Below are 19,889 nucleotides of genomic sequence, written 5' to 3'. Positions count from 1 at the left end.
GAAGCGCGGCGCCTAGGCTTCCGCCATGATGTCCAGCACCGCATCGGCAAAGGCCTTCGGCGCCTCCTGCGGCAGATTGTGCCCGATACCACCCTTGATGGTCCGGTGCGAATAGCGTCCGGAGAACTTTTTGGCGTAGGCCGACGGCTCCGGATGCGGCGCGCCGTTGGCGTCGCCCTCCATGGTGATGGTGGGTACGGCGATCACGGGCGCCTGCGCCAGTCGCGCCTCGTACGCGTTGTATTTCGCCTCGCCATCGGCAAGACCGAGCCGCCAGCGGTAATTGTGAATCACGATCGCCACATGATCCGGATTGTCGAAGGCCTGGGCGCTGCGCTCGAAGGTGGCATCGTCGAAGTGCCACTGGGGCGATGCGAGTTGCCAGATCAGCTTGGAGAAATCGTGGCGATACTTGTCGTACCCTTCGCGGCCGCGCTCCGTTGCGAAATAGAACTGATACCACCATTGCAGCTCGGCCTTGGGAGGCAGCGGCATCTTGCCGGCCTGCTGGCTGCCGATCAGATACCCGCTCACGGAGACCATCGCCTTGACCCGCTCCGGCCACAAGGCGGCGATGATGTTGGCTGTGCGCGCACCCCAGTCGAAGCCGGCAATGGTCGCCTTGTCGATTTTGAGCGCGTCCATCAGCGCAACGATGTCGGCCGCGATGGCTGACGGCTGCCCGTTCCGCACCGTCGCCTCCGCCAAGAAGCGCGTGGTGCCGTAGCCACGCAGGTAGGGAACGATCACGCGGTGCCCGGCAGCAGCGAGCAGCGGGGCAACATCGACGAAAGCGTAGATATCGTAGGGCCAGCCGTGCAGCAGGATCACGGGCTGACCATCGGCCGGGCCAGCCTCGGCATACCCGATGCTGAGCAGGCCGGCCTCGATCTGCTTTAGGGGCGCAAACGAGGTGTTGGACCCGGTCTTGACAGACGGCCCGGCAGACTTCGCCGGCTTGGCCGCGGCCCTCGCACTCAACGGAAGCTGGGCTGCCGCAAGGGTCATGGCGGCGCCTCCGAAGAAACGGCGGCGTTCACGATTGATGTTGTCGGACATGTGTTTTGCTCCTTTTGCCGTCGTGCGGTGGGGGGTGTGCGGACGGGCGCCGCTCTGTCGCCGTTCAGCGTGTGTGCCCGTCGATCCGAGCAAGGAAGCCACGGACGAGCGAGGCGATCTCGTCTGTCGCCTCGTCCAGTGCGAAATGGCCGGCCTCCAGGAGGTGAACCTCGGCGGCGGGCACATCGTCGCGGTAGGCTGCAGCGCCGGCGACGGCGAAGGATGGATCGTATTTGCCCCAGACCACCAGCGTTGGCGGACGCATCCTGCGCAGCCACGCCTGCCACTTCGGATACGACGCGACATTGGTGCGGTAATCCAGGAACAGGGTGGTTTGAATCTCGGGCTGCCCAGGACGCGTCAAAAACGCGTACTCATCCGTCCATGTATCAGGGGCGTATCGCTCCGGATGCGGGCTGGTGCCGAGGTGCCGTTGGCGTGTCGCCTCCAAGGAGGTGAAGTTGGCCTTGAGTGCCTCGAGCTCGTGCGTTGGGTCGGCCCAATACTTCCGCCGTGCCGCCCAGAGTGGACCCAGTCCCTGCTCATGCGAAACAGCGTTCTGAACGATGATGCCGCGAACGCGCTCGGGATGCGCGAGTGCCATGCGGAAGCCAACAGGGCCGCCGTAGTCTTGCATCAGTAGGACGTAGCTGGTGAAGCCAAGCTTATTCGTAAGATCGCCCATCACGCTGGCGATATTGTCAAATGTATAATTGAAATCGGACGGCGTCGGTGCGCTGCTGTTGCCGAAACCGGGATAGTCCGGCGCGATCAGGTGATACTTGTCCGCGAGCAGGGGCAGCAGCGGCTCCCACATCCTCGACGAGGACGGGAAGCCGTGAAGCAGGATCACGGTGGGGGCGTCGGCGGGTCCGGCCTCACGATAGAAGATCTTGAGACCTTGGATATCGACGCTGTGATAGCTGATCGAGCGTCGGCTCGACGGTAAAGTTTCCGCCGACGCCTGCATTGTCGTGCAGGCCAGGGCGGCCGAGAGGGCTACGGTGGCTGGGAAGTTCATGTGATCGCTCCTGTTTTAGGCCGCTGTCAGATCATCCGATCCGGCGCCTTCACGGGCGGCAGCTGCCGCACGGCAGACAACGTTCGTAAGCTGCACTGAAAGGCGCAATCACGAGCGCCTCTCAGGTGAAAGCGTGTCCGAATCTACGAAGCGCGCGCCAGCGGCTTGCCCTTCAGGCTGGCGAGCAGCGTCTCCGCGGCCGCGCCCGACGAATGCGGGTTCTGCCCGGAGATGAGCGGACCATCGCTGACGACGTGCACGCCCCAATTTGCGGTCTTCGAAAAGACGGCCCCGAGCTTGAGCATCTCGTCCTCGACCAGGAACGGCACCACCTTGGTGAGGCCGACGGCCTCTTCCTCGCCGTTGGTGAAGCCGGTGACTTCCTTGCCCTGAACAAGAGGCTTGCCATCGGGCGTCTTGACGTGACGCAGCGCCCCGGTCGAATGGCACACCACGGCAATGGTCTTGCCGGCGGCGAGGAAGGATTCGATCAGGTTGACCGAAACCTTATCCTCGGCCAGGTCCCACATGGGGCCATGACCACCGGGATAGAAGACCGTGTCGAAATCCTCCTGCTTGAGGCTGTCGAGGCGAACCGTCTCGTTCAGCTGGGTTTGCGCGGCGGCATCCGCTTCAAAGCGCAGCGTGAGGTCAGTGCGGAATTCGGGTTCGTTGCTCTTGGGGTCCAAGGGCGGACGGCCGCCCTTCGGCGAGGCGAGCGTGATTTCCGCGCCCGCATCCTTGAAGACGAAATAGGGGGCCGCAAGCTCTTCGAGCCAAAAGCCCGTTTTGCGTCCGGTGTTGCCGAGTCGGTCGTGCGAGGTAATGACCATCAAAATTTTCAAGACACGGGTTCCCTTGATTGCATGTGCTGGATGACGCGCGAGGGGCGTCGATCTAACTCTCCTTCGAGCACGTGACGTCGTCCGCCGCTCGTGAGTGCAATCTGGACTGAAGCGGGCCTATTAGCTCGTTATGTAGTGTTAGGCGTTGGGAGAGAATGTTATCCAACTCTCGGAAGTCTCCAGGCGCTCCACGAAGAAGGCGTCGAAGACTTAGACTCCACCAACAAGTGCTTTGCGATCACCCCTCCCGTCAGATGCCACCGAGGTTGTCATGGGCCGATGCGAAGTTAGCGACCTTCATTCGGAAGAGATCGTGATCGGTCCGCCTCTGCAAAGTGTTGAGATCTGCTCGGATGCCAACTTGATCAGCTGAGGGGAACTGCGTCCGCAGCCGTGATCGCATTAGGCGCAAAAGGCTTTTTCACGGCTGATACCCGTAAAGCGGATCAACTGTGTCAGGGTTGAACCTGCCGCGGTTACATCCTGAAACACCCGGGCTCCCCCTGCTGGAGAACGAAGTTCCGCCGAGGAAAAGGTGGGCATGAACGGCCTCAAGTTATTTCAGTGGGCCAACCGCCGCCGGCCTCGTTCACATCGTCAAGAAGGGCCATGTTCCGCCTGATCCGCCTTGAAGCGCCAACATCAATGGCGGGGAAGTGCGGCCTGGCCTGTTAATAGCTGTTATGCGTCGGGAGTGTGCAGGATCGTGATATCCCGTTCAAGATGCTCTCAAATCAAGGCATCCAGCAGTCCCCTTGCAGCGACCGGGTCGCGGGGTCTGCGATCCTCTTGGTAGCGCTCTACGAGGGGCAAGCAATGCGCGCGCGTCGGCTGGTTGCCTGCGGTCGCTGAAGATCGCCTCAACGCGATCGGCGGCGAGCCATAACATCTCATAACTTCCAACGGTCCCCGGTCCGCGCAAGGTTGATCCTGCAAACGGCGGGATCGGTCCGAACCCGCGTCTCACATCAGGGAGTTCAAGATGGCCAGTACAGAAATTGACCGCAAGGCCGCCAAATCTTCGAATAGTCCTCCACCATCGCGCAGCAATGATATGAAGTTCGAAGTCGTCGTCATCCCTGTGGCGGATGTCGATCGCGCCAAGGAATTCTACTCGCGCCTCGGCTGGCGATTGGACGCGGATTTTGCCTCCGGCGACGACTGGCGCGTCGTCCAATACACGCCCCCGGGCTCCGCCTGCTCGGTGATCTTCGGCAGGAATGTGACGGCCGCAGCGCCCGGTTCGGCTCGAGGTCTGTACCTGATCGTCTCCGATTTGGAGGCTGCACGAAAAGAACTGGTCGATCGTGGCATAACGGTGAGCGAACCATTCCATGGTGGCGGCGACGTTCATGCCGGGCCCGACGAGCCGTATCTTTCGGGCACCGTTCGGGTCAGCGGCGTTGACCCCAAGCGCGGCAGCTATGGTTCGTTTGCCGCGTTCAGCGATCCCGACGGCAATGGCTGGTTTTTCCAAGAGGTCACTGCGCGGCTGCCCGGACGCATCACGGGCGGGGGCACGAACTTCGCTTCGCAGACAGAACTCGCAGCCGCAGTGCGGCGCGCGGCGGCGGCACATGGTGAGCACGAGAAGCGGATCGGCGGACATGACGAGAACTGGGCCGATTGGTACGCCGACTACATTGTCCGCGAGCAGGCCGGCCAGCCTCTGCCGTCCTGAGTACATCTCCAGACTTGGGTCGAGACGGCGCGCGAAGACTCGGTCATCGCGCGCCGTGTCGCATCGTATCTCGTGAAATGTCATCGTTTGCCGCACTCTTCCTCATCGCTCAGACCCGCAACTGCTAACGCAGCCTAACAACCCATAACGAGCAAATGGTCGGCACCTGCGCCAATCTCTGCGCATGACGAACCCCAGCACGTTGATTTCGAAGCCGGCGGTGTCACCGACAAAAAGCAGAGGAGATCCACAATGACCACGCAAGCACAAACCGGCATCCTCAACCCGGACCGGCGTCAACTGCTGAGCCAGGCCGCGATGACCGCCGTTGCGGCGAGCGTCGCGAACTTGCTGCCGCTGCGCGGCGCAAAAGCCACTGCCACCGGCGCGATCCGCCCGTTCAACGTGAACGTGCCCGAGCAGGATCTGCTCGACCTCCGTCGCCGCCTCGCCGCGACGCGATGGCCGGATCGCGAGATTGTCGCGGATCAGTCGCAGGGTGTGCAGCTGGCGACGGTGCAGCAGCTCGTCCACTACTGGCAGCACGACTACGACTGGCGCAAGATGGAAGCGCGGCTGAATGCGCTTCCGCAATTCGTCACCGAGATCGATGGCGTCGACATCCACTTCATTCATGTCCGTTCACGGCATGAGAACGCGCTGCCGATGATCGTCACGCATGGTTGGCCCGGCTCGATCATCGAGCAGCTGAAGATCATCGGCCCGCTGACCGATCCCACCGCCCACGGAGCTAAGGCGACGGATGCGTTCGATCTCGTGATCCCCTCGCTCCCCGGCCATGGCTTCTCCGGCAAGCCGAGGGCATTGGGCTGGGATCCGCAGCGTATCGCGCGTGCCTGGATCGTGCTGATGAAGCGGCTCGGATACAGCCGCTATGTCGCGCAAGGCGGTGATTGGGGCAATGCCGTTACCGAGCAGATGGCGGTGATCGCGCCGCCGGAGCTGCTCGGCATTCACACCAACATGCCGGCTACCGTCCCCGACGATATCGCCAAGGCGCTCCAGCCCAGCGGGTCGGGTCCGTCAGGCCTCTCGGCGGACGAGCGCACCGCCTTCGACCAGCTTGACGATTTCTACAAGCACGGCCTCGGCTACGCGATTGAGATGTCCAACCGGCCCCAGACGCTCTATGGCCTCGTGGATTCGCCGGCGGGGCTCGCGTCCTGGATGCTCGACCATGATGCACGCAGCGCTGCGATGATCGCTCGGGTGTTCGACGGCAAGACGGAAGGGCTGTCGCGAGACGACGTGATCGATAACATCACGCTCTACTGGCTCACCAATACCGCGGTGTCGTCCGCGCGGCTGTACTGGGAGAACAAGCTCGTGTTCTTCGAGCCCAAGCACATCAAGATCCCGGTCGCTGTCAGCGTGTTTCCCGACGAAATCTACGCCGCGCCGCGAAGCTGGGCCGAAAAAGCATATCCGAAGTTGTTGCACTACAACCGGCTGGACAAGGGTGGCCACTTTGCGGCGTGGGAGCAGCCAGCACTGTTCTCTGCGGAAGTGCGTACCGCGTTCCGGCCGCTGCGCCAATCGATCTGAACCTAGAGGAGACGATCGCTTCAGCACGTCCCTGTTCCTTCAAGCATCAGGAGTCCGATCATGAGCCGCCCCGAACGTACGTTCACGACCGACCAAATTCGCCTTGAACGCCGCCTGCCGACTTACTGGCGTGTCACATTCGACATGCCGCCGGTCAACATCTTTGGCCCAAAACAGCTTCCGCTGCTGGGTGACATCGTCACGGCGATCGAAACGGATCCCGACGTGAAGGTCGTGGTGTTCGACAGCGCGGTCGAAGGCTTCTTCATCACGCATTACGACTTCCTCGCTCCGCTTGAGGAGTCCCTGAGCATCCCGCCTGGGGCGACCGGGCTCCAAGCGCTGCCGGATATGCTGGTGCGTCTCAGCCGCGCGCCGGTCGTGTCGATTGCCTCGATCCGCGGCCGTGCGACGGGTGTTGGCAGTGAGCTCGCGCTGGCGAGCGATATGCGCTTTGCCAGCCGCGAGAAGACGATTCTATCGCAATGGGAAGTCGGGGCGGGCCTCGTGCCCGGCGGCGGGCCGATGGCGCGATTGCCGCGCCTGATGGGCCGCGGACGCGCGCTCGAAGTGTTGATCGGTGCCGATGACATCCGAGGCGATCTCGCCGAACGCTACGGCTACGTGAACCGGTCGTTTCCGGATGCCGAGCTCGACGGCTTTGTGGAGGCGCTCGCCATGCGCATTGCGTCGTTCGACAAGGAGGCCATCGCGGAGACGAAGCGTCTTGTCGACGTCGCGAGCCTGCCGCCTGATGACGAGATCAAGCCGGAGTGGGACGCGTTCCTGGCCGCACTCGGCCGTCCCGCCAGCCAGACCCGCATCAAGGAGCTGATGGCGCGCGGCTTCCACCGCGCCGGCGATGTCGAGAACCGGCTGGGCTTCCACGTCGGGCAGATCGGTGGCTAACGGAAACGGTGCGGCGCAACCGGTTGGAAAGGGGCACAGGCGGTCGCGCCAATGTCGCTTTCTTTCGGTACCTAGCGCCGGTGTCGAAATCAAACATGGAGAACTGAGATGATCCGCAAGGCAACAGCAGTCTGGAAGGGAACTGGCCGCGATGGCACCGGTCAGCTATCGAGCGAATCCGGCGTGCTCGCCGCGACGCCTTATTCATTCAAGACGCGCTTCGAGAACGAGAAGGGTACCAACCCCGAGGAGTTGATCGCTGCGGCACATGCCGGCTGCTTCACGATGGCGCTGGCGTTTGGCCTTCAGCTTGCTGGCTTCACGCCGGACGAGCTCTCGACCGAGAGCGGCCGTCACGCTCGAGCCCGAAGGCAAAGGCTTTAAGATCAGCAAGTCGGCCCTGACGCTGCGCGCGAAAGTGCCGAACCTCGGCGAGGCCGACTTCGCCCGCATCGCTGGTGAGGCCGAGAAGAATTGTCCGGTCTCGAAGGTGCTCAACGCCGCCATCGCGCTCGACGCCAAGCTGACCTAACCGAGCACAGGGAGTGTTGCCGTGACCCGTCAAGATCTGCCTCGCCAACATCAGCCTGATGAAGAGAAGTTTCGGGCGATCCTTCCCGAGGATATCGCATGGCAGCCGTTCCCCGCGTTTCCACCAGGCGCGAAGCTCGCCGTGATGGTCGGTCACCCCAGTGAACCCGGACCCTACTTGGTTCGGGTGAAGGTCCCCGGTGGCACCAAGCTGATGCCGCACAAGCATCCGGAAGACCGCATCTACACGGTCATGTCAGGTGTATTCTACATCGGGCTTGGCGAGAGTTTCGATGGCGACAAGGTGAAGGCCTATCCGCCTGGTAGCGTCGTGGTGCTGCCCGGCGAGACCTGGCATTTTCATTGGGCCAAGTCGGGCGAATACGTCACGCAGGTTTCCGCCATCGGCCCCTTGGGCCTGGAGTATCACGACGATAATGATGACCCGCGCCTGCATGCCACGATGCCGTAGGATCTCGCGCATATAAATGGAGGCTTTGTTTCTCACGGAGAAGTTCTTTGACGGTGGCCGCGGAGGATGGGTGGTGCTGTAAAGCCTTGTTGGCGGCCTTCTGAAGCGTGCGACAGCATCCCGCCTACCTGCCGTCCCCAATCTGGTCCGCAGGCTTTTCGGCCCGAAGCGAGACAACCTCTTGAACGCGAGCTTGCACGCTTGTTCCCGCGGAGTCGAGTTCTGTTACGTGAAGTTTTGCGCTGACAAGCCCTCAGGTCAGCAATCCGGTTCATCAAGCGATTATTCTTTCCAATTTTTGGTGTGGTGGCTAGGCGATCCGGCGGGCTCCAGACTTGCAACCCAAGGGGAAGCCCGAAAAGGGGCGGATATCCACTCCTCCAAACGACGACAATCAAGGGATTGAACCGTCTACAATTTTCGGAGGGCGACCTAGGAGCCGCGCGCAGTAGCTACGGTGACAAGCTACGAGCTCTGTCACCGGGCGGAAGCTGGCAGGGACCTCGCGTTCTTTAATTCGCAGCTGGGTCTCGGTGTGAGTTGTAGGACTGCTGCTGTGATGCGGACGCTGGTCTGGCTGCTCGCATAACTTAGAGCGGGCTGGACATATCTACTCCGCACCCGATAGCCGACATGGCAAATGGCTCTGTTCGATTCCGCAATGGGCCGGCCAGAAGCGGACGTACGTAGGGGATAACCAGTCACCGACTGGGCTCGTTCTGGTCTCGGATTAGGGCTGGCGGACAGTGAAGCGGTGACTCATGCGCGCGCCTACCATCTCGGTCCAGAGCCGCCCCGCGTTATCCCCTGCTTCAGTAGTCCGTTTGAGGAATCAAGTCATTCGGACCGCGGCCGTTACTCCCTTCCCCCTCGCCAAATAGAGACAGCGGGCACCCTCGAACCCTTCGCGCTCCGGTTTCGAGCGCGAGCAACGGCCCGCTTGTCAATTCTTCAAAGGCAGAGAGTTACTGCGACTATTAAGCCAGGAAATGACGTCGAACGCCGCAACGTCGCAGATCTCGATCGATCGCAGGTCGTCTCTGTTCGTCATGTTTTGAGTGCTGGAGGCGACACCACGCGAACTAACGACCTCAGGCTCGGGCTTGGGTGTCGCATTTGTCTTAGCCACAGGAAACTCCTTGGGTCCCGCCTCGACTTGCACCTGCAGTGTTTTTAAAGATTGGGGAGAGTGTATGCTGTGCGGCTGCCGTCAGGCTACTTGTACCAAAGGACGGAGTGCTTGTGGGCGCTTGGCAGCAGAGCCGACCATAGTGAGTGACCGGGATTAGGTCAGGTCCAATACCCAATGAGCTACGTCGGCGCCAGGTCCGGCGGTGGTACCAAAACCATGTTCCTTGAGAACGTTAGACATAGCGACATTCTCCGGTAAGACTTCTGCGCGGAGCTGGGACAATCTGGCGGCGCGAGCGATGCCGATCAAATGACTGGTCAACAACCCGCCAAGGCCACGTCCCTGCCATGCGTCGACCACAAAGAAGGCCAGCTCAGCCCGGCTGGCCTCAAATACGATATAGCGGCCGCCGCCGATGATCATGTCTGCGTCCTTGGTGCATGCGACAAGCGCCACGTGGTTTTTGAAATCCGCATTCATGAAGAATGACCGCTCGCGATCTGAAAAGTGCCGCTTCGGCGCGAAGAAACGGCGCTGTAGCGATTGCTTGCTCGCCTGCTCTAACGCGGCCAGCATGCCGGTCTCATCGTCCGGCCGAAGCGAGCGGATGACGGTCCTCGTCCCGTCGCGCAGGGTTTCGTCGCGGGCATAGTTTGCTGCGTCTAGCATGGCTTGGTCATCACCATCGATAGGAGGCATCTGCATGCCATCTGCGATGAAGCCGTGCCCGCCCGCCCGCCCGTTTGATCTGCATCAAGCTCGCGGACCAGGGGCGGCCTCAAGTCCAGGATGGCGTCACCCCACATGATCGGGCCCCACACCTTGGAAACGCTTCGTCACCTTTTCCTCAGCGACGACGTCGTGCAACTCGTGATCAGGCTTGGACTGCTGGCGCTATTGATTCTGTGGACCTTCTTCATCATCAAGCCATTCGTGCCGATCCTGACCTGGAGCGCGGTGCTTGCGGTGGCGTTTTATCCCGCTTTCAGTTGGCTGGCGAGGCGCCTCGGCGGCCGCCCGAGGACGGCGGCGAGCATCCTGACATTGACCATGCTCGGAATTGTCATCGGTCCCGCGGCCTTGCTCGGCATCAACGCCGTCGAGGGGATCAAGGACATTAGCAGCCAGATCGGCATCGGTGACGTCGCGCTTCCAGCCGCGCCTGAGCAGATCAAGGGGTGGCCGTTGATCGGCCCGCAGCTTCATGACCTCTGGAATCTCGCCTACACCAACGTTCGGGCCGTGCTGCGCGAAATCACGCCCTATCTGAAACCGGTTGCGGGCGTCCTGTTGTCCCTTGCCGGCAGCGCAGGGGTTGGCACGCTGCAATTCCTGCTGTCGGTGCTAGTGGCCGGCTTCCTGCTTCCCATGGCCCGCAGCTTGCCGGCGCGATCGTGGCTTTTGTTCCGGATTGTGCCGAGCCAAAGCGAGCATTTCCTGGAGCTCTCCGGCGCGACCATCCGCGCGGTGTCGCAAGGCGTGATCGGTGTTGCGATCATCCAGGCCCTGTTGGCTGGCGTCGGGTGCAAGCTCGCCGCGATCCCGAGCGCGGGGCTGCTCGCGATTATCGTGATGCTGCTCTCGATCGTGCAGATCGGCGCGGCCATTCCTCCCCGTCGTGATCTGGATCTGGATGAGCAAGGACGTTATGCCGGCGCTGCTGTTCACGATCTTCTTCGTTATCGTCGGTTTGCTCGATAACATCCTGAAACCGCTGGTGATGGGGCGCGGACTGACGACGCCGACGCTGGTCATACTCGTCGGAGTGGTCGGCGGAACGATCGCCCATGGGATCATCGGCCTCTTCATTGGACCGATCATTCTCGCCGTGGCTTGGGCGCTCGTGGCAGCCTGGATCCGCATCGAGCGCCCTGTCGAGGTGCCACACGTCGCCATCGACCGTTGACCTAAATCAACATTGCCGATCGCCGGGCTCGTTGAATGATCGTGCACTGCGGCGAGGTCGGTCATGACAATGGAAAGTGCGAAACTGCCGGATGGTCCCATGTCGGGCCTGGTTGCGTCCGCCGTGGAATACATGGTCGATGCCGGACAGCGCAATGTGCTGTTCCTCGACATCATGCGCAAGCGTGGCGACCAATATCGCGAGCATGTCGCGCAGACCGCGCCGCATGTGCTGCAATATGCCGCCGAATTAGTCATCGATGGCCGCAAACTCGCCGAGCCCGTCAATTACGCGCTGGTGCGCATTGTTCCTCCCGAGGGCGTCGAGATCGACAAGAACCGGCGGCCCTTCGTCGTGGTCGATCCACGGGCGGGCCACGGCCCCGGAATCGGAGGATTCAAGGCCGACAGCGAGATCGGGGTCGCGATGAAAGCCGGTCATCCCTGCTATTTCATCGGCTTTTTGCCCGATCCGATGCCGGGCCAGACGATCGAGCGCATCGCGCGAGCCGAAGCCATCTTTATCGAAAAGGTGATCAGCCTTCACCCGGATGCCGACGGCAAACCGTGCGTGATCGGCAATTGCCAGGCGGGATGGGCCGTCATGATCCTGGCATCCCTCCGCCCCGAATTGTTCGGGCCGCTCATCATCGCTGGGGCGCCCCTGGCCTATTGGGCCGGTGTGCACGGAAAATACCCGATGCGGTACTCCGGAGGTCTCCTGGGCGGTAGCTGGCTAACCGCCCTGACCAGCGATCTCGGCGCGGGCAAATTCGACGGGGCCTGGCTTGTCCAGAACTTCGAGAACCAGAACCCGTCCAACACGCTCTGGACCAAGCAATACAACGTCTATTCCAAGGTCGACACCGAGGCGGACCGCTATCTGGAGTTCGAGCGCTGGTGGGGTGGCCACGTCAATCTCAATGCCGAGGAAATCCAGTTCATCGTCGATGAGCTGTTCGTCGGCAACAATCTCGCTGCCGGCAAGATCGAGATGTCGGATGGCCGAAAGGTCGACCTCCGTAACATCAGGTCCCCAATCGTCGTGTTTTGCTCCGAAGGCGACAACATTACCCCACCGCAGCAGGCGCTGCATTGGATTCCGGAATGCTATGCCGACGTCGATGAGATCAGGGCCTACGGGCAGACCATCGTCTACACGGTGCACCAGACCGTCGGCCATCTCGGCATTTTCGTGTCCGGTGGCGTCGCGAAGAAAGAGCATGCGGAATTTTCGAGTAACATTGACCTGATCGACATCCTGCCACCCGGCCTCTACGAAGCCACATTTGAGGCCAAGGGCGAGGAGACCGCGAGCTCGGACCTTGTCGTCGGTCATTGGGTGATGCGATGCGAGGCGCGGACCCTCGACGATATCCGTGCCATGGGCGGCAACTCGCCCGAAGACGAGCGCCGCTTCGCCACCGCCAAGCGGGTTTCCGAGATCAATCTGACCGCGTATCAGAAATTAGTTCAGCCATGGGTCAAGGCTATGGCGACGCCGCAAATGGCCGAATGGGCTCACAAGATGCATCCGCTGCGGCTGCAATATGAGCTGTTCAGCAGCGAAAACCCCTATATGGCGACGGTGAAGTCGCTGGCGGAGAAGGCCGCGGAAGAGCGCAAGCCAGTCTCGCAGGACAATCCTTTCCTGGCGTTTCAGGAGCAGATGTCGAAGCAGATCGTGCATGCCCTCGACAGCTGGCGGGACTCGCAGGAAGCGATGAGCGAGGCGCTGTTCCTCGGCATTTATGGCTCTCCGGCACTGCAAGCGGCGGTCGGGATCGACCCCAAGTCCACACCTTCGGCGCGGCGCGAGATGCCCCCGGAGCACCGCGCGATGCTCGAGAAGCGGATTTCAGAGCTAAGGTCGCGGATCGAGGATGGAGGGCTGCGGGAGGCGGCGTTGCGCGCCTTGCTCTATATCGGATCAGCTCGCGGCATGGTCGACGAACGAAGCATCGAGGCCCTGCGTCAGATTCGCGACGAGCAGGGCGGCGCACGGATGACGCTGCCCGAGTTCAAGATGCTGGTCCGGGAGCAATTCTTCATACTGCTCCTGGATCAGGGCGCGGCGCTCGCGGCCATTCCGAACATGCTGCCGGACGATCTGAACGTTCGGCGTGAAGCGTTCAGGGCCATGCGCCGGGTGCTGTCTGCGAGCGAGGACATCACTGGTGAGCGCGAGAAGCGCCTGAGGCAGATTGCCGGCATGTTCGGCGATGCGGTGGAGGAGGGCGACAGAGAGTCGAATGTCGCCCCTTTCGATTCGAAGGCCAAGGCATCGTGACGAGGGCGGCAGGAAGCGGGACTGAGATGATGTCAGCAGATGCGACCGCAACGCAGTCTCCCGGCAAGTACGATCGACTTATTGCCGCGGCGAGGGCCATTCCCGCGGCGCCGACCATCGTGGTGCATCCTTGCGACGAGACATCGCTGAGGGGCGCGGTCGACAGCGCACTGGCCGGCATCATCCGGCCTGTGTTGGTCGGGCCCGAGCGCAAGATCCGGGACACCGCTGCCAAGTTCGGTCTCGATATCTCCGGCTACGATCTGATCGACGCAGCGCACAGCGACGACGCCGCAGCGAAAGGTGTCGAGCTGATCCATGCGGCCAAAGGCGAACTGCTGATGAAGGGCAGCCTCCACACCGATGAGCTGATGCGCGCCGTTACGGCGAAGGTGGGGGGCTTGCGGACCGATCGGCGCATCAGCCACGTCTTCGTCATGGACGTGCCGGCCTATGCCGACACGATTTTCGTGACCGATGCCGCCATCAACATCTTTCCGGATCTAGATGCCAAGCGCGATATCATCCAGAACGCAATCGATCTCTACAACCAGGCCGGGTTCGGCAAGTCCCCGCGCGTCGCGATCTTGTCCGCGGTCGAGACCGTCACGTCCAAGATTCCTTCGACAATCGAGGCTGCAGCGTTGTGCAAGATGGCCGACCGCGGGCAGATCACGGGCGGCGTGCTCGACGGTCCGCTGGCTTTCGACAATGCCATTGACGTGGAATCCGCGCGTATCAAGGGCATTAGGTCCGAGGTTGCCGGACGCGCACAGATCCTGGTCGTGCCTGACCTTGAATCCGGCAACATGCTTGCCAAGAATCTCGCTTATTTCGCCAAAGCCGACGGCGCCGGCATTGTGCTCGGCGCGCGCGTGCCTGTTATCCTGACATCGCGTGCCGACAGCCCGAGGGCGCGGATGGCATCTTGCGCGGTCGCGGCGCTTTATGCTCACGCGCGGCGCCAGAAGGCGCCGACAGTCGCCGCGTGACCGCCATGGACAGCATCCTCGTCGTCAATGCGGGTTCATCGAGCGTCAAGTTCCAGGTGTTCGCGGTGGAGGGCGAGGGCACCCTGCGCCGCCTGATCAAGGGACAGGTGGACGGCATCGGCAGCCGCCCGCGCTTGCGGGCCACCAGGGCAAGCAACGATCCCATGGCGGACCGGGCCTATCCAATCGAAGCTATCCCCGACGTTCCGGCAGCGATGGATGTCGCAGGCACATGGCTGCGGAATGAGGCTCGCATCAGTCCGCTGGCGGTCGGGCATCGTGTCGTCCATGGCGGGCCGGACTTCGAGCGGCCGGTTCTCGTCGACCATGGCGTCGTGGCGCGACTGGAGCGTTTCATCGCGCTGGCGCCGTTGCATCAACCCCACAATCTGGCGCCGATCCGCTCGATTCTGACCAATTTTCCGACGATGCCGCAGGTGGCCTGTTTCGATACGGCGTTTCATCGCACGCACGGCCCCATGGCCGATCATTACGCCATCCCATATCAGCTTCATGCCGAAGGCGTCCGCCGCTACGGGTTCCACGGACTGTCTTATGAGTACATTTCCAGGACGCTGACCATGATCGCGCCGGAGATCGCGAAGCGCCGCGTCATTGTTGCTCACCTTGGCAGCGGCGCATCGATGTGCGCCATGAAGGACGGACTAAGCGTAGAGAGCACAATGGGCTTCACCGCTCTCGATGGCCTGCCGATGGGCACGCGTCCGGGCCAACTCGATCCGGGCGTGGTGCTCTATCTGCTCTCAGAGAAGGGCATGAGCGCGTCGAAGGTGCAGGATTTCCTTTATCGCGAATGCGGTCTGAAAGGTCTTTCCGGCATCAGCAACGACATGCGCGAGCTGGAAGCGAGCACCGATCCGCAGGCAAAGCTTGCGGTCGATTATTTCGCCTATCGCATCGGCCTCAACACCGGCATGCTGGCAGCCGCGCTCCAGGGCATCGATGCCTTCGTCTTTACCGCCGGCATCGGCGAGAACTCGAGCGGCATCCGCGCACGCGTGGCGGAGCGGCTCGGCTGGCTCGGGGTGACGCTCGATGGCCCGGAAAACGCGCGCCATGCGCGGTTGATCTCGACAAAGATGAGCCTCGTCCCCGTTTACGTCGTGCCGACAGACGAGGAACTGATGATCGCGCAGCACACGTTGTCGCTGTTGTTGAAATGGCCAATCGTCCAACGTCAGACATGAGAGGGTGTCATGATCCCAGTATTTCCGGACAGCAAGGTCGCCCTGAAGGGAAAGAAGGGCCTCGTCGTCGGCATCGCCAACGACCAGTCGATTGCCTGGGGTTGCGCCAGGGCGTTCCGCGCCCTGGGCGCCGATCTCGCCGTCACCTATCTGAACGACCGGGCCAAGAAGCATGTCGAGCCGCTCGCGCAGGCATTGGAGGCGCCGATCTTCATGCCGCTCGACGTCATGGCTGAAGGGCAGACCGAGGCGGTCTTCGAAAGCATCAAGTCGGAATGGGGCGAGCTCGATTTCCTGCTTCACTCGATCGCCTTTTCGCCGAAGGAAGCATTGCACGGCCGCGTCGTCGATGTCGGTCGGGAAGGCTTCCTGAAGACCATGGATGTCTCCTGCTGGTCATTTCTGCGGATGGCGCATCTTGCCGAGCCCCTGATGAAGAACGGCGGCACGATGTTCACGATGACCTACTACGGCAGCCAGATGGTGGTGGAGAACTACAACATCATGGGTGTCGCGAAGGCCGCCCTGGAAGCCTCCGTCCGTTACGCCGCCGCCGAGTTGGGCCCGAAGGGCATCCGGGTCCATGCGATCTCGCCGGGACCTCTTGCTACGCGCGCGGCGTCAGGCATTCCCGAGTTCGACGAACTCATGGACAAGGCGCAATCCAAGGCGCCCGCACGCAGTCTCGTCAGCATCGACGATGTGGGCAATGCAACCGCGTTCCTGGCGCTCGACGGCGCCAAGCTGATCACCGGCGGCGTGCTCTACATCGACGGCGGCTATCACATCATCGACTGAGCTCCAGCTCAGCGATAGTGCAGCGCGATCAATTCGGCGATGCAGGCCGGCTTCTTGCCGCCCTCGATTTCGATCACCAGGTGATAGTTGACGCGAAGCCCTTCCGGCGGAACATCCTCGGTCTCGGCGATCGTAACCCGCCCACGCAGTTTCGATCCTGCTGGCACCGGCGCGAGATATCGGATGCGGTCCGCGCCGTAATTGAGCGTATTGCGCAGGCCTTTAAGACCGATGACCGAGCGGATGAACATGGGGGCCAACGCCAGTGACAGCAGACCATGCGCAATGGTCTTGCCGCCGGGCATCTCCTGCTTGGCGCGCTCTTGATCGATATGGATCCATTGCTCGTCACAAGTCGCTTCGGCGAACTGATTGATGCGGTCTTGCGTGATCTCGATCCAGTCGCTGGCACCGATCTCGGTACCGACTGCCGATTTGAACTCGCTGAAGTCGCTGAATATGCGCATGGGTCGACCTGCTCAGAGCTTCATTTCCTGGATGTTGTCGGGAAGTACGAGCTCGGCATCGGTCAGCGCGAGGATCTCGCCGACACTCAGGCCGGGCGCGGTTTCCAGCAGCGTTGCCTTCCCCTCGGGGAAGCCGATCACGGCGAGGTCCGTCACGACCAGATTGACAGGGCGGGCTGAGGTCAGCGGCAATGAGCACTTTGCGACGATCTTCGATTTGCCCTTCCCTGCGTGCTGCATGGCGACGATCACGCGTTTGGCGCCACTGACGAGATCCATAGCGCCGCCCATGCCCGGCACCATCTTGCCCGGGATCATCCAGTTGGCGAGATGGCCGTGTGCGTCGACCTGGAGCCCGCCGAGCACGGTGACATCGACATGGCCGCCACGGATCAGTCCGAACGACATCGCGCTGTCGAAGGTCGAGGCGCCCGGCAGCGCGCTGATAGGGCGTCCCCCGGCATCGGTGAGGGTCGGATGAGCCATGCCCTGCTCTGGGATTGGTCCCGTACCGATCAACCCATTCTCCGACTGGAAAAACACCTTCAGATCGGACGGGACGTAGTTAGCCACGAGCGTCGGGATGCCGATGCCGAGATTGACTAGATTGCCGCTCTTGAGCTCCTTGGCGACGCGCCGGGCGATGATGATCTGGGGATCCATGATGTCACCCGTTGGTGATGAGGTAGTCGACGAGCGGCGCGGGAGTGACGACGTGGTCCGGCGCGATCACGCCAACGGGAACGATATGCTCGGCGGTCACGATGACGGTATCGGCAGCCATCGCCATCACCGGATTGAAATTTCGAGAGGTGAGAGCGTAGGCGAGGTTGCCGAGATAGTCGGCAAGAAAGGCGTGAACGAGGGCGAACTGGGCGCGCAGCGCCGTTTCCAGTAGAAAGGGCTTGCCGTCGACTTCGATCTGACGCTTGCCCTCGGCGACGAGCGTCCCGACACCGGTCGGCGTCAGCACGCCGCCAAGCCCGCATCCGCCGGCGCGGATGCGCTCCACGAAGGTGCCCTGTGGAACAAGATCGACGGCGATCTGGTTCGCCAGCATCTGCTGCTGAGCCTTCGGATTCAAACCGATATGCGTTGCAGTCAACTTTGAGACCAAGGCCCGATCGAACAGCTTGCCAACGCCCTTGCCCGGGGTCGCGGCGTCGTTCGAGATCAGGTTCAAGCCTGTCTTGTTCTGCCGCACAACCTCGTCAAGCAGGCGCTCCGGCGTTCCGACACCCATGAAGCCGCCCACCATGACACTGGCGCCCGCCGGAATCATTGCAACGGCTTCTTCCACGGAAACGGCCTTCATGATTCAGACCCTGGGTTTTTTCGTCAATCAAAGCAGGCGGATGATGGCGGTCGACGGACCTCCTCCTTTGATCTGCGTCAAAACTTCCGGTCATTCTGTTCTGGAGGCATCGATACCGATGCTCGTTTGTAGTTCGTGCCAAAGCTTGCGAACGCCGGCGTGACGCTGCTCGAGCGCGGCACTTACCGCGTCCCGATACGCGACAAGCTCCGTGCCCTTGAGGAACAGCGTCTGGGCCAGCAGCAGCCGGCCGCTCTCTACCTCGATTCGTCGGAGCGCCATGACGAAGCGGTCCTGAGCATTGGCCTCGATCGGAAGCAGTGCAGCCGGCCGGATGCCGGCATGTACGGCATGGGCAAGCGTTGCAAGATGAACCGCTGGAGCAAGGCGGGGATCTGCAATCCCTTCGATCGGCGCCGGCAGCCAGGCGGTCTCCCAGGACACGAGCATGTATCCCAGCGCCAAATCCGGCATCCAGGACGTTGCGCGCATCAGCAGCGAGACGATCTCAGTCTCGCGGTAGAACTGCGCGTTCAGTTCGGTCTGCCACGCCGCGTCGAAGCTCGCCGACAATGTGCAGGCGAACAGCCGGGCGAGGGCGCCATGTGCCGAGACGAGGAAAGCTGCGATCCGCGTTTGCTGACCCGGCGGAACGCGGCCGTGGGGGTCAAGCGGACCTAGAAATCGGCTCATGGCAGGTCTCGCTTGACCGGGATGGCACGCAAATGATCATAACCGGCAGGAAACGGCGTCAACTCGCCGCCGGGCTCCTCGGGTGCGATCCGAACGCTTTGATTGCCTTGCCAGCGATTGGCCCGTACGTCCTCGGCAAAGCGCGCGAGAAGGTCGGCCGTCAACGCGCCTTTCTCCAGCGTGAAGGCATGATACGCCTTCGGGATGATGACCAGCGAGCTGTTTGGTATTTCGACGCGCAAAGTCTCGTGCAGATGACGCGGGGTCAGGAAATCGAACTCGCCATTGAGGATCATGGTCGGGACTGAGATCGCCGAAAGCCGGGGCGTAAGCGGTTGGAAGTCTAGAAATGACTCCATCAGATTCTGGAGGGCGTAGACGTCGTTCACTAGCCAACCCTGGCGCTTGACCTCGTCGAGCTTGTCGAGCAATGGCAGCAGCCACTGGTCCGACAGGTTCATCGGCAGCAGCAGATCCTGGAGATACCCCGTTCCTCCCAGGATCAGGCCGGTTCGCAGAGCGTTGCCCAGCAGCAAGAGCTGCGGCGTGAGCTCGGCGAAGCAGCTCATCGGCACTAGTCCGGACAGTCGCTGCCCGTGCTCAATGGCATAGCGAAGCGCGATCAGGCCGCCAAAGCTGATACCGCCCAGGAACACTGGGCCCTCGCCAAGCTCTTCAATTATGAGGCTCAGCGCTTTGACCTGATCGTCTTGGCTGATGAACAGCTTGGGCTTGTCGGACGCCCCTTGGCCAAGCAGGTCGAACGTCGCAACTCGAAAGCCGCGCGCCAGCAGCGCCTCGCGATAGGCACCCCAGAGCTCGGAATATTGGGTCAATCCGTTCACGAGCACATAGGCAGGTGCGCCCGCCGGTCCGTCGAGCTCATAGCGTATCCGATACGAGCCGTGACTGAGAAATGGCATCGCAAAAAATTACCGACATCGATACGCGTGATCCTCGATCGTCGCGAGCGGATTCCGTTGAGCTAAATCAAAGCTTCCCTGG

At 61.9% G+C, this 19,889-nt stretch carries 16 protein-coding genes and 3 pseudogenes; 10 read left to right on the top strand and 9 right to left on the bottom strand.

The genetic code is table 11. The features are described from left to right. Positions 1–12 precede the first annotated feature (12 nt). From BCCGELA001_RS19395 to BCCGELA001_RS19385, 3 genes are all read right to left on the bottom strand, one after another. Positions 13–1,059: an alpha/beta fold hydrolase gene (locus BCCGELA001_RS19395; protein WP_008559588.1), complete on the bottom strand. Its 1,047-nt coding sequence runs from the start codon at positions 1,057–1,059 to the stop codon at positions 13–15. Positions 1,060–1,123: 64 nt separating this feature from the next. Next, positions 1,124–2,080, bottom strand: a complete 957-nt coding sequence (locus BCCGELA001_RS19390; RefSeq protein ID WP_060736069.1) for an alpha/beta fold hydrolase — start codon at positions 2,078–2,080, stop codon at positions 1,124–1,126. Positions 2,081–2,223: 143 nt separating this feature from the next. Continuing rightward, on the bottom strand, positions 2,224–2,925 hold the full coding sequence (locus tag BCCGELA001_RS19385) for a type 1 glutamine amidotransferase domain-containing protein (RefSeq protein ID WP_060736068.1): 702 nt from the start codon (positions 2,923–2,925) through the stop codon (positions 2,224–2,226). A 982-nt stretch (positions 2,926–3,907) separates the two neighbouring features. Between BCCGELA001_RS19385 and BCCGELA001_RS19380 the strand changes: the two genes are divergently transcribed. The 5 genes and pseudogenes from BCCGELA001_RS19380 (at position 3,908) to BCCGELA001_RS19360 (ending at position 8,084) form a co-directional block, all read left to right on the top strand. Then, positions 3,908–4,606 (top strand): VOC family protein, encoded by a 699-nt coding sequence (locus BCCGELA001_RS19380; RefSeq protein ID WP_060736067.1) that lies wholly within the window; start codon positions 3,908–3,910, stop codon positions 4,604–4,606. A 252-nt stretch (positions 4,607–4,858) separates the two neighbouring features. After that, on the top strand, positions 4,859–6,172 hold the full coding sequence (locus tag BCCGELA001_RS19375; RefSeq protein ID WP_008559572.1) for an epoxide hydrolase family protein: 1,314 nt from the start codon (positions 4,859–4,861) through the stop codon (positions 6,170–6,172). 60 nt (positions 6,173–6,232) lie between these two features. Further along, positions 6,233–7,081: an enoyl-CoA hydratase/isomerase family protein gene (locus tag BCCGELA001_RS19370; RefSeq protein ID WP_008559571.1), complete on the top strand. Its 849-nt coding sequence runs from the start codon at positions 6,233–6,235 to the stop codon at positions 7,079–7,081. 108 nt (positions 7,082–7,189) lie between these two features. Continuing rightward, positions 7,190–7,613: pseudogene (locus BCCGELA001_RS19365) on the top strand (OsmC family protein). Between the two features lie 21 nt (positions 7,614–7,634). Next, a complete protein-coding gene (locus tag BCCGELA001_RS19360; protein ID WP_060736066.1) occupies positions 7,635–8,084 on the top strand; it encodes a cupin domain-containing protein in 450 nt (149 codons plus the stop codon). Positions 8,085–9,369: 1,285 nt separating this feature from the next. On the opposite strand, the gene BCCGELA001_RS19355 is transcribed toward BCCGELA001_RS19360, so the two are convergent. Continuing rightward, positions 9,370–9,921, bottom strand: a complete 552-nt coding sequence (locus BCCGELA001_RS19355; RefSeq protein ID WP_008559568.1) for a GNAT family N-acetyltransferase — start codon at positions 9,919–9,921, stop codon at positions 9,370–9,372. A 99-nt stretch (positions 9,922–10,020) separates the two neighbouring features. Between BCCGELA001_RS19355 and BCCGELA001_RS19350 the strand changes: the two are divergent. The 5 genes and pseudogenes from BCCGELA001_RS19350 to fabI all read left to right on the top strand — a co-directional run bounded on the left by BCCGELA001_RS19350 (position 10,021) and on the right by fabI (position 16,409). After that, positions 10,021–11,122, top strand: a pseudogene (locus BCCGELA001_RS19350) (AI-2E family transporter). Positions 11,123–11,185: 63 nt separating this feature from the next. Further along, entirely contained in the window at positions 11,186–13,411 is a 2,226-nt protein-coding gene (locus tag BCCGELA001_RS19345; RefSeq protein WP_060736065.1) for a DUF3141 domain-containing protein, read from the top strand. A 29-nt stretch (positions 13,412–13,440) separates the two neighbouring features. Further along, on the top strand, positions 13,441–14,403 hold the full coding sequence (locus tag BCCGELA001_RS19340; protein ID WP_060737732.1) for a phosphate acetyltransferase: 963 nt from the start codon (positions 13,441–13,443) through the stop codon (positions 14,401–14,403). Between the two features lie 5 nt (positions 14,404–14,408). Beyond that, positions 14,409–15,624, top strand: a pseudogene (locus tag BCCGELA001_RS19335) (acetate/propionate family kinase). Then, complete coding sequence (gene fabI, locus BCCGELA001_RS19330) at positions 15,621–16,409, top strand: enoyl-ACP reductase FabI (RefSeq protein ID WP_008559536.1); 789 nt, start codon at positions 15,621–15,623, stop codon at positions 16,407–16,409. Before BCCGELA001_RS19335 ends, fabI begins: the two are co-directional and overlap by 4 nt. 8 nt (positions 16,410–16,417) lie before the next feature. Here the strand turns inward: fabI and BCCGELA001_RS19325 are convergent, their stop codons facing one another. The 5 genes from BCCGELA001_RS19325 to BCCGELA001_RS19305 form a co-directional block, all read right to left on the bottom strand. Next, on the bottom strand, positions 16,418–16,876 hold the full coding sequence (locus BCCGELA001_RS19325; protein WP_008559535.1) for a MaoC family dehydratase: 459 nt from the start codon (positions 16,874–16,876) through the stop codon (positions 16,418–16,420). A 12-nt stretch (positions 16,877–16,888) separates the two neighbouring features. Beyond that, positions 16,889–17,539: a 3-oxoacid CoA-transferase subunit B gene (locus tag BCCGELA001_RS19320; protein ID WP_008559533.1), complete on the bottom strand. Its 651-nt coding sequence runs from the start codon at positions 17,537–17,539 to the stop codon at positions 16,889–16,891. A gap of 4 nt (positions 17,540–17,543) precedes the next feature. Further along, positions 17,544–18,191: a CoA transferase subunit A gene (locus BCCGELA001_RS19315; protein ID WP_060736063.1), complete on the bottom strand. Its 648-nt coding sequence runs from the start codon at positions 18,189–18,191 to the stop codon at positions 17,544–17,546. A gap of 90 nt (positions 18,192–18,281) precedes the next feature. After that, complete coding sequence (locus BCCGELA001_RS19310; protein WP_236840717.1) at positions 18,282–18,764, bottom strand: hypothetical protein; 483 nt, start codon at positions 18,762–18,764, stop codon at positions 18,282–18,284. Positions 18,765–18,880: 116 nt separating this feature from the next. Continuing rightward, positions 18,881–19,807: an alpha/beta fold hydrolase gene (locus tag BCCGELA001_RS19305; protein WP_008559527.1), complete on the bottom strand. Its 927-nt coding sequence runs from the start codon at positions 19,805–19,807 to the stop codon at positions 18,881–18,883. Positions 19,808–19,889: the final 82 nt, after the last annotated feature.

The sequence above is a fragment of the Bradyrhizobium sp. CCGE-LA001 genome, assembly GCF_000296215.2.
GTDB lineage: Bacteria > Pseudomonadota > Alphaproteobacteria > Rhizobiales > Xanthobacteraceae > Bradyrhizobium.
This window is presented reverse-complemented; position numbering and strand designations above follow the sequence as displayed.

Bases quoted from the DNA above. Each gene is read 5' to 3' on its own strand.
- BCCGELA001_RS19395 (WP_008559588.1), bottom strand. From the start codon at position 1,059: ATGTCCGACAACATCAATCGTGAACGCCGCCGTTTCTTCGGAGGCGCC.
- BCCGELA001_RS19390 (WP_060736069.1), bottom strand. From the start codon at position 2,080: ATGAACTTCCCAGCCACCGTAGCCCTCTCGGCCGCCCTGGCCTGCACG.
- BCCGELA001_RS19380 (WP_060736067.1), top strand. From the start codon at position 3,908: ATGGCCAGTACAGAAATTGACCGCAAGGCCGCCAAATCTTCGAATAGT.
- BCCGELA001_RS19375 (WP_008559572.1), top strand. From the start codon at position 4,859: ATGACCACGCAAGCACAAACCGGCATCCTCAACCCGGACCGGCGTCAA.
- BCCGELA001_RS19370 (WP_008559571.1), top strand. From the start codon at position 6,233: ATGAGCCGCCCCGAACGTACGTTCACGACCGACCAAATTCGCCTTGAA.
- BCCGELA001_RS19355 (WP_008559568.1), bottom strand. From the start codon at position 9,921: ATGCAGATGCCTCCTATCGATGGTGATGACCAAGCCATGCTAGACGCA.
- BCCGELA001_RS19345 (WP_060736065.1), top strand. From the start codon at position 11,186: ATGACAATGGAAAGTGCGAAACTGCCGGATGGTCCCATGTCGGGCCTG.
- BCCGELA001_RS19340 (WP_060737732.1), top strand. From the start codon at position 13,441: ATGTCAGCAGATGCGACCGCAACGCAGTCTCCCGGCAAGTACGATCGA.
- fabI (WP_008559536.1), top strand. From the start codon at position 15,621: ATGATCCCAGTATTTCCGGACAGCAAGGTCGCCCTGAAGGGAAAGAAG.
- BCCGELA001_RS19325 (WP_008559535.1), bottom strand. From the start codon at position 16,876: ATGCGCATATTCAGCGACTTCAGCGAGTTCAAATCGGCAGTCGGTACC.
- BCCGELA001_RS19320 (WP_008559533.1), bottom strand. From the start codon at position 17,539: ATGGATCCCCAGATCATCATCGCCCGGCGCGTCGCCAAGGAGCTCAAG.
- BCCGELA001_RS19315 (WP_060736063.1), bottom strand. From the start codon at position 18,191: ATGAAGGCCGTTTCCGTGGAAGAAGCCGTTGCAATGATTCCGGCGGGC.
- BCCGELA001_RS19305 (WP_008559527.1), bottom strand. From the start codon at position 19,807: ATGCCATTTCTCAGTCACGGCTCGTATCGGATACGCTATGAGCTCGAC.